At 38.7% G+C, this 12,315-nt stretch carries 9 protein-coding genes; 3 read left to right on the forward strand and 6 right to left on the reverse strand.

Going from position 1 to position 12,315, the window contains the following annotated elements; translation table 11 throughout:
* Nucleotides 1-423 precede the first annotated feature (423 nt).
* Both hslV and hslU read left to right on the forward strand, forming a co-directional pair.
* On the forward strand, nt 424-948 hold the full coding sequence (gene hslV, locus Q4567_RS10930; RefSeq protein WP_216049135.1) for an ATP-dependent protease subunit HslV: 525 nt from the start codon (nt 424-426) through the stop codon (nt 946-948).
* A gap of 53 nt (nt 949-1,001) precedes the next feature.
* Nucleotides 1,002-2,330, forward strand: coding sequence for an HslU--HslV peptidase ATPase subunit (gene hslU, locus Q4567_RS10935; RefSeq protein WP_216049134.1), 1,329 nt, complete (start codon nt 1,002-1,004; stop codon nt 2,328-2,330).
* 80 nt (nt 2,331-2,410) lie between these two features.
* Here the strand turns inward: hslU and Q4567_RS10940 are convergent, their stop codons facing one another.
* The 6 genes from Q4567_RS10940 to Q4567_RS10965 all read right to left on the reverse strand — a co-directional run bounded on the left by Q4567_RS10940 (nt 2,411) and on the right by Q4567_RS10965 (nt 10,589).
* Nucleotides 2,411-3,946: a DUF3369 domain-containing protein gene (locus Q4567_RS10940; RefSeq protein ID WP_216049133.1), complete on the reverse strand. Its 1,536-nt coding sequence runs from the start codon at nt 3,944-3,946 to the stop codon at nt 2,411-2,413.
* A 103-nt stretch (nt 3,947-4,049) separates the two neighbouring features.
* Nucleotides 4,050-7,340, reverse strand: a complete 3,291-nt coding sequence (locus tag Q4567_RS10945; protein ID WP_303500395.1) for a CHAT domain-containing protein — start codon at nt 7,338-7,340, stop codon at nt 4,050-4,052.
* A gap of 86 nt (nt 7,341-7,426) precedes the next feature.
* Nucleotides 7,427-7,906, reverse strand: coding sequence for a hypothetical protein (locus Q4567_RS10950; protein ID WP_303500397.1), 480 nt, complete (start codon nt 7,904-7,906; stop codon nt 7,427-7,429).
* Between the two features lie 9 nt (nt 7,907-7,915).
* Complete coding sequence (locus Q4567_RS10955; protein WP_216049130.1) at nt 7,916-9,181, reverse strand: peroxidase family protein; 1,266 nt, start codon at nt 9,179-9,181, stop codon at nt 7,916-7,918.
* Nucleotides 9,182-9,183: 2 nt separating this feature from the next.
* Nucleotides 9,184-9,831 carry a hypothetical protein gene (locus Q4567_RS10960; RefSeq protein WP_216049129.1) on the reverse strand — a complete coding sequence of 216 codons (648 nt, stop codon included), beginning with the start codon at nt 9,829-9,831 and terminating at the stop codon, nt 9,184-9,186.
* Between the two features lie 62 nt (nt 9,832-9,893).
* Nucleotides 9,894-10,589, reverse strand: coding sequence for an RNA polymerase sigma factor (locus Q4567_RS10965; RefSeq protein ID WP_216049128.1), 696 nt, complete (start codon nt 10,587-10,589; stop codon nt 9,894-9,896).
* A gap of 747 nt (nt 10,590-11,336) precedes the next feature.
* Between Q4567_RS10965 and Q4567_RS10970 the strand changes: the two genes are divergently transcribed.
* Nucleotides 11,337-12,260 (forward strand): diguanylate cyclase, encoded by a 924-nt coding sequence (locus Q4567_RS10970; protein WP_303500400.1) that lies wholly within the window; start codon nt 11,337-11,339, stop codon nt 12,258-12,260.
* Nucleotides 12,261-12,315: the final 55 nt, after the last annotated feature.

Here is a 12,315-nt window from a genome sequence, read left to right on the forward strand (position 1 = left end):
GGTTGTTTTGCATTTGTAGCATGGCCTTCAGGCCATGGATTTAAAATCTCCCACGGGTCTAAAGCGCCCGCCTACAGGTTGTTTTGCATTTGTAGCATGGTCTTTAGGCCATGGATTTAAAATCTCCCACGGGGCTAAAGCGCCCGCCTACAGATTGTTTTGCATTTGTAGCATGGCCTTTAGGACATGGATTTAAAATCTCTCACGGGGCTAAAGCGCCCGCCTACAGATTGTTTTGCATTTGTAGCATGGCCTTCAGGCCAAAACGTGAAATTTGGGGCTGATCCACCTATATCGTCTTCATTTTTTAAGATACTCAAACCTTAATGCTTGAAAATTCCTTCCCGCTCCCCACATATACTCCATGAATCGTGACTCGCATTTAACGTGGGTTGATAAAGTTGATCTAAACAAGGAGCAGACGTGACTACCATTGTATCCGTACGCCGCAATAATCAAGTCGTCATCGCAGGTGACGGGCAGGTTTCGTTAGGAAACACTGTTATGAAAGGCAATGCACGAAAAGTGCGTAGACTCTACAACGACAAAGTAATCGCCGGATTTGCTGGTGGCACTGCCGATGCTTTTACTCTTTTTGAGCGTTTCGAAAGTAAATTGGAAATGCATCAAGGGCATTTAACTAAAGCTGCAGTAGAACTGGCAAAGGATTGGCGAACCGATAGGATGTTACGTAAGTTAGAAGCGTTATTGGCCGTGGCTGATCATACCGCTTCTTTTATCATTACCGGTAATGGTGATGTGGTGCAGCCAGAGCAAGATCTCATCGCTATTGGTTCAGGTGGTCCCTATGCCCAAGCGGCAGCTACCGCGTTACTGGCAAATACAGAGTTGAGCGCACAAGAAATCGCAGAAAAGAGTCTGACGATTGCTGGTGACATATGTGTGTTTACCAACCACAGCCAAACAATAGAAACGTTGAATTACTAATTTTAATAGCACTGATTTAATCGCTCAGTGCGACACTATTTAAAGGTTTTTTTATGTCTGAGATGACCCCAAGAGAAATTGTCCACGAGTTGGACAGGCACATTATTGGTCAGCAAGATGCAAAGCGAGCAGTGTCAATTGCACTTCGTAATCGCTGGCGTCGTATGCAATTAGAACCTGAATTACGTCAGGAAGTAACCCCAAAGAATATCTTGATGATTGGTCCTACTGGTGTTGGTAAAACCGAAATCGCCCGTCGCCTAGCTAAATTGGCCAATGCTCCTTTTATTAAAGTAGAAGCAACCAAGTTCACAGAAGTGGGCTATGTTGGTAAAGAAGTAGAAAGCATCATTCGAGATCTTGCAGACATCTCTATTAAGATGACCAAAGAGCAAGAAACTGAAAAAGTGAAGTATCGAGCTGAAGAAGCTGCTGAAGACCGTATTCTTGATACACTTTTACCACCACCAGAAAATGCGTGGGGTGAAAAAGAGAAAGTTGAAGATAAAGGTACTCGTCAAACTTTCCGTAAAAAATTACGAGAAGGTCAATTAGACGATAAAGAAATTGAAATTGATGTTGCTTTGCCTCAAGTAGGGGTAGAGATCATGGCGCCTCCTGGAATGGAAGAAATGACCAATCAACTTCAGGGCATGTTTCAGAATTTATCTGGTTCTCAAAAGAAGAAAAAGAAACTAAAAATTAAAGAAGCATTTAAACTTTTAGTTGAAGAAGAAGCTGCGCGATTAGTTAATCAGGAAGAATTGAAAGATAAAGCACTGTTTAACGTTGAGCAAAACGGTATCGTTTTTATTGATGAAATCGATAAAATCTGTAAACGAGAAGGCACTGGCAGCGCCGATGTTTCTCGCGAAGGTGTGCAACGGGATCTATTGCCTTTAGTTGAGGGGTCTACTGTATCGACTAAACATGGAATGGTTAAAACGGACCACATCTTGTTTGTCGCCTCAGGTGCTTTCCAGATGAGTAAACCCTCTGATTTAATACCTGAATTGCAAGGACGTTTGCCAATTCGAGTGGAACTTTCAGCGTTAAGTGTGGAAGACTTCGTTCGCATACTAACAGAACCAAATGCCTCGCTCACTGAGCAGTACATTGCGCTAATGGGTACTGAAGGAGTTGCAGTTAGCTTCACTGAAGACGGTATAAGACGTATCGCTGAAGCCGCTTGGCAAGTGAATGAGCGGACTGAAAATATTGGTGCTCGACGTCTGCATACTGTGATGGAGCGGTTAATGGAAGATATTTCTTTTGATGCATCTGAAATGGAAAACGAATCCGTACTGGTAGACGCTAAATACGTCAATGAACATCTAGATAAGTTTGTTGATAATGAAGATTTGAGTCGCTTTATCTTGTAGCTTCATTTTAATAATCAAGAACCATTAAACGCATTTTAAAATTGACTTTGAAATGCGTTTTTTTATGTGGGCAATATGGCCTAAAATTTGTCAGGGTATTGCTCTCTAACTTGATTAAACTGACTAATATTGGTCAATAATAAATCGACTAGTTTAGGTTCAAATGCTTTGCCTCTTTGCTCCTTTAGGAAATCGATAATTTCCTGATTAGCCCATGGTTTTTTATAACAACGCTTGCTTCCTAAAGCATCAAATACATCCATAAGTGCAGTTATGCGCCCAGCAATAGCAATCTCTTCACCTTGAAGACCTTGCGGGTAGCCTGTGCCATCCCACTTTTCATGATGCTGTCTTGCTATGGTAGCCCCTAATTGCAAAATCGGGTTATCAGTTCTAGCCAACATTTCAAACCCGATTTGAGCATGGGTTTGCATCACTTCCCATTCAAGGCTATCTAATTTGTCAGGCTTGTTTAGCACATAATCAGGAATCCCTACTTTCCCCACATCATGAAGTGGGGAGGCAAGTTTAATCATCTCTGAGTCGAAATCATCTAGACCATATAGCTTTGCTAGCATGTAGCTAGTTTGCGCTACCCGTTTAACGTGACTACCGGTTTCTTTGCTGCGCATTTCAACCGCTTCGCCAATAATATAAGACAATTCTTTTTGAGAGTCCTTAATGACATCGCGTAGCTTCAGATTTTCATGAGCTACGGCAATATTGTTGGCGAAAAACTCCAATAAACGATGTTGCATGGGTTCTAATTGCTTATTTTGAGCAACGTAAAGTACATTTTCTGTGTTGCGCTTAGTGGTAAAGTAACCAATAAAATAATCTTCTTCGTAAATCGAATGTTTGAGCGCCAATGCCCGTTTGATTCGCGCATTAACTTCGCTACTCAATGACAACGGGGTCTCTATCTGAACCGGTTGCGGTTGGTTCAACGCAAGTATATGAACATTACTCAAATTATTATTTGCGTCTTTGGCAACCGCGCAACAAATTACCGCCTCTTCCTCGATACCTAAGACAACTGCTACTTGCTTTAATATTGCCGAACCAAACTGAGGAAGTGTGTCACATTCAATAAACTCGGAAGAAGCAGCAATGATTTTTTCCAGACCGATACGGTGTTTTTCTATGGTTAAGATATCTCTATAACCACGTAGTGCAGAATAAACAGAGGTTTTTAATCTCAACGCGGTTAATTCGGTCTTATTTTTGTAATCATTGATATCGTATTCCCGAATAACACTTTCTTCTGGGGCTTCACCAGGCTGTCCTGTACGCAGGAATAGCCGAATCTTATGGTTATTTAAATCTTCTCTAACCCATTTGACAAAATCTAAACCGGCATGAACTGTTTCCATCACAACATCCACTATCGCAACGGCAAAGTCGTGTTGGCTATTTGAAATTATATTTTTAGCTTCGGTTGCAGTATAGGCGCTATGTAACGCTAGTCGTCCATCATCAAAGACTAGATCATTGAGTACGATTTTGGTTATGTTGTGAATTTCAGGTTCGTCATCAATAACTAAAACATTCCATTTATAATCAAAGGAATCCTCTTCTTCCGGCATATCATCAGCGAATAAAAATGTATCGTTCATACTTTTGCCCCTGCTGCCCCGTGTACTTTTCACGTTATGTTTGTGTATAGATTAGTCGCAACACGAAGATTTTGTGATTTTTAAGGGTATAATTTTACACGTTTTACTGAGGAAATAAATTATTCGCTAATTCTGGCCCGAAAATCTGACTGTCGCCTTGATTTGAAGAGGTGAGTACAAATCCTGCCCAGTATTTTGGATGACGATATTTGCCCGAAGAGTGAAATCTAAATTGGGTTAACTGTAGCGCTTTGGGGGCGTCCCCTTCGGATTCCACTAAGTTTGCGTAAAACTGTTTCACGAATTCTGAAGTCGGTCGATCTTGAATAGCCCAAATAGTACCCACCACCGTCTTAGCACCTTGGGCTAAAAATCCTCGCGTAATACTACGCATCCCTGAGCCTTTATAATTTTTCCCAACCATAGTTTCGCAGCCGCTAATAAACACTAAATCAGCAGATACAGGTTTACTTAGCAATTGATTTAAGCTTAAAAATCCAGGGGTTAAATTACCTTTAATATTCTCTCCAGCGGTTAATACGCCAACAATATCCGGTAATTTTTTATCGAAATAGCCGTGTGTTCCAATATGCAGAATGTTTGAATTACGAACTTTTTTAGACATTAAAAATTGACTAGTCGCATTTTCGGCAAAGCCTTTATTTATTTGGTGACCAGCAAATAAATTAGCTACGTACTTTGCTTCTTTAAGCGTGCCTGGTAAAGCCGCTAATGTTAAACGTTCAGATATGGATCCAGGTGTAATGTCATTCACCTGTGCAGTGAAATCAGGGTTTGCAAAAATGGAAATTTCAAAGTTCTCAGCGTCAGTTGAAAATGTCTGCTCAAAATATGAAGTGGCAGATGTAATAAAAACCGATTGTGAGGTTTCAACTAATGGTTTGTAGTTTTCTGCTGTTGTGGCAGTATTCCACATAGAGAACGGCATCTTATGTAAACTTTCATCGGGAATAATCAAAATTTTAGTTATTTTTTGCTGTTCAATGACATCAACTGGCAGTAAAGAAATATCCCGAAACTGTGTGTTCAACCATGGTTTACTAGAAGCATATGTGCCGTGAACGTAGTTTTTTACCATCTCCGCAATCTCTGCCACTTTTGCTATTTTTTGAACCGATATATCGTTGTGTGTGACGTTAAGTGAAAACATGGTGTGTCCATCAGAAAAATATCTAACCAACATTTGATCTGATGGCAACGATTGTTGAAATGCATCTAAGGATATATTAGCAATTTTCGAATCGTGATTTTGTTCGTTCAATACTCTAGCTAGATAATCATCTCTTGCTTCAACTAATCGCAGTTTTTCGCTTGATGAGTCGCTTAACAACATCTGTTTTTCTTCTGCTAACCAAATATTGTACAAAAGTTGAATTTGCGCCTCATTTTCACTCGCAACTTCATCGATAGAAAACAGGTTTCTCTCTTGTTTTGGGTCAACTGAATAGTACTTTTCCAAAACTTCGAAAAGTCTGGCGTAGTGATGACGAGGTTGATTTTTAATGCGCTCATTATCTAATAACGAGGTAATATAGGTATTAATAAAACTAAATCTAGCCGCATTCCAAGCTTGCGGATTGGCTACGGTTAATCGACTCTTTTCTATTAATGACATTGCCTTCTCAGCAAAGATATCAACCCACTTAAAGGATTTTTCTTGCTGACTTATTTGGACTAATAACGTAAATACTTCGATCTGTTTAATGGGGTAGGTTTTGTTTTCAATATCAATAATATCTTCGTTATAAAAACTGTCGTAATCTAATAGTGCTGCTAATTCTTGAAGCTTATTTTTATCAATCGGCTTAGCTAAATACACATTGTCTATTTTGAATTTCAGGATTTTTGCATCAATTTGAGTGGTGTGAAGTGTTCTTGGATCGTTAAATACATTGTTTAAGTGTGTTTGGGCTTTAGTGAATTCTTTTTGTTTAATTGCCGTTTTTGCGAGTTCGACTTGTAATACAATTTGATAATAATCCTGTTGGTTCTTCAATAAATGCTCGGCGCACTCTAACCATTGATTGGCCCCATCAAAATCACCTTCCTCTCGACTTGTCGCCCCTATCATAACCGCGGCTCTTGCAATCATTAAATCTTGCTGACCTAAATTCAAACAACGTGCAAGTTCCCATTGCTGATTGGGCAAGGTGTTTTGTACCTGATTTATGGTATTGGAAAAGTAACGTGAACCTGTGTCATATTCACCTGTTTGGAAAAGCAGAAAACCTTTACTAAATAACAAGGGGGCAATACCTGGGCTGTTAGAATCACTGATAATATTTAACCCTTTATTTAAATAATTATGAGCTTGAGCAAACGCGCCTTCTCGGTAGGAAGATAAAAAAGCATTACTATAGAGTTCGGCCATTAAAAATCGATATTCAGGGGCATTTTCTGCTTTAGAAATCGCATTTTTAACGGTTTCTAATGCCAAGTTATGTTTGTCTTCAAAATTGTAATAGAACCAAAGGTGATGAAGTATGTCTGCCGTCAGCCAATTAGGAGATTTAGATAGTGCTTCGAGTACTTGTTGATATAAATTTTTAGCGTATACATCCAGATCCAAACCTGCTTGTTGGGAATGGGCGATATCAGCAAACATGCTTCCACAATGTTGAATAAATTTTGATTGGTTTAGAAGCGCGGTTTGATCATTACTAAGTTGGCCATGATGTTTAGAATAAACATACAGAGTTGCAGCTAATTGTGCGGCAACTTGAGTTTTGACTGGGTCATCTATTTGGCTCTCAGGCTCAAAAGATGAAGTCCAAACTGCGCATTGAGCAATAATGTCTTGGGCGCTGAATTGATTTAAATTAAAGCTAGTAATAAAGCCAAGAGAGCCATTTTTAACTTGCTTTGCATTTTCCATTAGTCGGCGAAGCGTCCATCTGGAGAAGTCGCTATTTACGTCACTATTGGTTATTTGCGAAACAATTGAATAGGGCTGATTAGTTTGCGTTTGTGCAGGAGTAGCCAAAATATCGATAACGTTTTGGTACGCAGAATAATCTGTATTGTCTAATTCTATCAAACTGATTTTAGGAGAAATTTTAGTATAATTTACCAGCACCCTAATTTTATTGGTTTCAGTATCGGTTTGTGGGAACTGAAATAGGCTAAAATACTCGGTATCTTTGCTGTCTATATCTTTTTTTTCAATCAATTGATTATTAACGAAAATTTCAATTTCTAAAGGCTGGTCGGCATGACTCAACTTCAATAGTGCTGCATGGCCAACTTGATTGACTGTTAATGCGGTAGATTCCATTGCACTACAGGTAAAACTGGCACACAACAAGATAAGACTGTAGGACAAAAAACGGAACATATTTAGCAAAACACGTCTTTGGTTAACAATGGATGGCACATTGTAACCTATAAATTTTGTTTGGGATAAGAAACTTGGAGCTAGTGCCACCTTGAGGAAGTGGCACTTTTAGTCAGCGATGCGGGTTAATCGAGAAGGTAAACTATCCAACTGTGTTTTGATTTAGCTATGTTTCCGTATTTATCTTGCCAAATCACATGGGCAATAATATCGCTATCTGGATTGTCATCCGCCGGTAGAAAGTTGGTCCATTCTTTGATGTGCCACCCTTCTAAATCATCAAACATAATGGTTGAGATGCCATCGTTTATATTGACCAGTTGCGTTTTATCTTCATTTAATACAAATACGGTGTTGTCTGATGCTAATCTGAATAACTCAGGCCATTCGTTAGCACTTGAACCGTCTTGATTGACAGCCGTTTCTTGTACATATAGTAGATCAGCAATTTTTTTCTTACTGATCTCAATAAAGTACCTTTTTTGTGGAACAAAAAACCAAGGACTAATTTGTGAAACTATTTCTTCCTGCGTTTTAGTTCCGACAGATTGTTCGACCGCTTCTATGCCTAAAGCTGTAATTTCTCTTATTATTTGGTCGGGCATACAGTTTCCTTAGTTCACATTGAAAAGTTTATGCAAGTCTACATTGTTGTTCTCGTCGAGTAACTTATCTTTCACTTCGTCTAATACCATCAATGCATGACGTTTATCATAAGTACCGTTTTTGAAAATTGATAGGGCTTTAGTATTGATAGCGTCATGTAATACATCTGCAATTAGAATACTCCCTAGTTTACCAAGCCTTTCTCCGTTTTGAGTGGTAGCGGCTTCTTGCAGGATATATGTCCAAAGTGGCAAGTTCTGGATATTGAGCTTTTCAATGCCATCAAATTGCGGTGACAGTTTTTCCAGAGGAGTCATTTGAAAAATGTCGTTTAGTTCGGCTTGAGCATTGATTTTTTTAACAATGTTGTATCCAGATGGAATTTGTTTGTTTAGCCCAGCCAATATATTTTTAAAGATAATACGGATCATTTCTGAATTGTCAGAAGGAAAACGTATTTTTGACATGGCATCTGATAAAGACAGATCAATTTTATTGGCTTTTTGATTGTCTCCAAAAAAACGACGCCATTGAATTACGTGTTTATCTTGTACTTTTTGTGAAGATGCAAACAACGAGGTCAACGGTACTTCAGGTTGAAAGCGCCTTAGTGCGTAACTATTTCTCACCATACTGTGACCAAAACGAAATGCACTATTGTGAAAATAATCTAAGCGCTGCTCGGTTTTGAAGGGTAATTCAGGCTTTGCCTGTTGATTAAAATACACCTCAAAAATGTGCGGATCTAAAAGATTTTTTAGATAATATTCAATGGTCACAAACTGAAAGGTTAGTATGGTGTGGCATTTAGCATTTTCAAAATCGAAATGATATGGCGCTTCTATTAATTGGTTGTGAAAATTCTGCCAGAATGCATGTAGCTGACAAATAATATCGTTGATGTCATTGCGGTGTTCGGGAATTCGCGCTTTACCATTGTCGTCTCTTGCAACGTCGAAACCTTTTACCCCTTGCCATTGTATTGGGCGCAACTCAAATCTGTCATTCACAATACTATTGTTTTGACCATATAGACTTTCCAGTAACAATTCATTGCTTACCGTTCTGACTGGGTGATCTGGTGGGGTGGTATGTGGTGCAATATCGTGAGCAATCATTTGCCCAAAATAAGTCATTCCCGCATCAAGATTACTTGATGGTACTGTATTGTTATTTTCCAATAATTTTTCTGCAATTTGCAGTAATACAGGATCACTCAAATAATCGGGATTCCACATCTTTTTAAGTTTGTGGGTGAAACTAAAATCCAACATAACTAATCTCTTACTGCTACTACCAACGATTTCTTATTTCTATTGTTTGATTCATCAAGGGAATATTGAATTTCTATCAAACCAACTTGCAACATCTCTTTATCTACCGATATGACTACTTCCCCTTCGGTGTTAGGGGTGTAGGACGCGGTATAGATTGGACTCGATGAGGAGTTAATAAACATGTTGATTTGATATGTTTTAGTAACATCAAACTCGTCTTGAAGGACTAGAGAAACAGATGATGAGACATCATTAAGAGAAAATGTCTGATCAACATTGGAGGTGTTGCCTCTTGCTGAAGACACGTAAACCATGGAAGGCGAAGAGAACGTACTATTCGACGTGACCAAATGTTCAAAATTGACAACTAACGAAAACAGCAGAGCACCGGCACAAAGAGTACCTATGCTAGCGCGCGCAGGTGTCGCAAACAACAATTGCCAAAACGTTGGTTTTTGTTTCGGGCTTTGAGCTAAAAACGGTAACGCTTTAATAAACATCGAGTCGAGCTGCAATTGGTCTACAACGTCAGGATTTTCCATTAGGTAAATTTCAAATTCTTCACATTCTTCTGCACAGAGCTTGCCTTGCATATAGCGATTGGCGATATCACGTCTTTCGATATATGCTTGATCCATTGGTGTCATTAGAACCTCTTATTTTCTCCAGCCAACAAACCATAATTATATAGTTTTCCCAAATGGCCGTTCTATTCTTCCGTGTCGGTGTTAATAACCAAGTGTTGCGGGATTTGGATTTCTCTCACCTGATTGTGAAAAAAATTATCAATTGAAGAAGACTGGGCAGAAACTGAAACTTGACAGGCTAAGGCAAGGCTCAAAAGTGATGTTAATGTTGTTTTATTTAGATCTATACCTAATTTAAGTTGAATGACATCTTTAAGTCTTTCGCGCGCTCTGTATAACACTCTGTCGAAGTGCGCTGGGCTCAATTCAAACTCGTCGCAAATTAGTTGTTTGGATTGGCCATAGACAAAATAACGATACAATAAATCTCGATCTCGTTGGGCAGGTAATTCATCAATAACCTGTTGTACAATTTGTACTAATTTTTCAGAATTGAGTGAATTAAAAATGGATTTCGACGTGTCTGGGTATTCCAAGTCGATTGAATCTGAATATTCGGTTTTACGCCGCGACTCCTTGCGGAAATGGGCTATCAACAAATTAAGCCCGGTCCGACGAATATAGGCGCCGACTGCTGAGCTATTTTCAATTTTACCATTGCGAATGTTGTCGATAACTATGAGGAAAGTATCTTGGGCTATGTCATTGGCTAATTCGTCATCGTCAGCCTGTTTTTTCAAAATAAAAAATAGACTTTTCCAATATTTATTAACCAATTGTTGCTCAGCTTGAGTCTCGCCAGAGGCAATTCTGTCCACCAGATACTCCGACGTAATCATCTCCAACGTTCACTCCTACTGCATAAAGAACAATCGAATTATTGATCTACTATCGATTGATTCACTGAGCAGACCTGAATGCTAAAACTTAGTGGAATTTTAAACATGATGCAACCGCTAGAGGACTGATATTTCAATTTATTCGGCTGTATTCAAAAGGTTTAATGAGTTTTGATTAATTAATAGGCTTCTATATTGTGGGTAATTCATTTTCCCTTTGATTTAACCCAAGCCGCTTTTTAGAAATCAAAAACAAGCACCTAGTTGTTATATCAGCACGACGCATTGCTTTATTACTTCTTTCCTATTCATTTTTAACAATTGTCAGAAGCATTCACCTTGGTCCGATGTATTGTGAGTAAAATCTGCTCTATCGTTAATTTGTCTTGGTAATGAGGGGGTTAGGTTCTTGAAATTGTTAATTATTTATCAGACATTAGTTTGTTCTTTCGGCTATTTATCAGCTCCTTATTGAGGACGATTAAAGACATTTCAAAATGGAGAAAAATCAAAGGAATTTAATCTATTTTTTGATATCATCAGAAAGTCGAAATTTTTGTTGTAACTCCGTCCTTTCATGACTCTGATGGCTAGCTGAATAATCGTCTACCGATTGATTGGTGGAAAAGTAATTTTTACTTTTTTTGATTCTAGTAAATGAGTCCGAAAGAAGACGAAAAAAAGCAAAAAATAAACCTTCATAAATAACTAAAAAGGTAAAAGTAGTTGGTTGGGAAACATTATGTACAGCAAGGTACCTTGCAAGAGGCTCTTGTTTTAATTGTCGATGATGAACCCATCAATGCTATGGTTATCGCTGACTTATTGGCGAACTTGTATAATACCAAAATTGTCCATTCTGGCGAAGAGGCGTTAGAGTTTTGCCAGCACCAGACACCGGATTTGATTCTATTGGATGTAGTGATGCCTGGGATTTCGGGGTTAGAAACATGTCGGACAATTAAGAATAATCAAAATCTACAACACATCCCAGTTATTTTTATCACCTCGGTTAAAAGTCAAAACGATGAAAATAAATGTTGGGAGGCTGGAGGAGTCGATTTTGTTTCCAAGCCGGTTAATGGTATTACACTGTTAAACCGCGTGAAAGCTCACCTTACTTTAAAAGCACAATCTGACTTTCTGCGAAAAATGTCATTTACCGACGGTTTAACCGGGCTATACAACCGACATTTACTCGAAGATGTATTGAATAAGTATATGCTTCAGTCTAGTCGCACCGAGTCTCCATTATCACTCCTTATGCTGGATATCGACTGGTTTAAACGCTTTAACGACAGTTATGGGCATATTAGTGGAGACAAATGCCTAATTTCGGTCAGTAATGTTTTAAAAGACGTTTTACATCGTCCAAATGACATGTCATTTCGCTATGGCGGAGAAGAGTTTCTATGCCTTTTGCCCGATACCGATAGGGCTGGAGCTGAGCATATCGCGAAAACTATTTTACAAAAAATAGCGAATTTAAAGGTGCCTCACGAAGCGTCACCATTTGGAATCGTTACCGCAAGTATTGGTTTGTATAGCACAAGCAATAATGAATCTTACAAAGTCAATGAAATTATCCGAAATGCCGATAAAGCACTTTATTTAGCAAAACAAAAAGGTCGGAATCAATTCACCGGTTAACTTGCGTTGTTTTTAGCGAACTACTAAAGTTTAAAGTCATTTACGCATAATCTTT

Source organism: Aliiglaciecola sp. 2_MG-2023 (genome assembly GCF_030548145.1).
Lineage (GTDB): Bacteria > Pseudomonadota > Gammaproteobacteria > Enterobacterales > Alteromonadaceae > Aliiglaciecola > Aliiglaciecola lipolytica_A.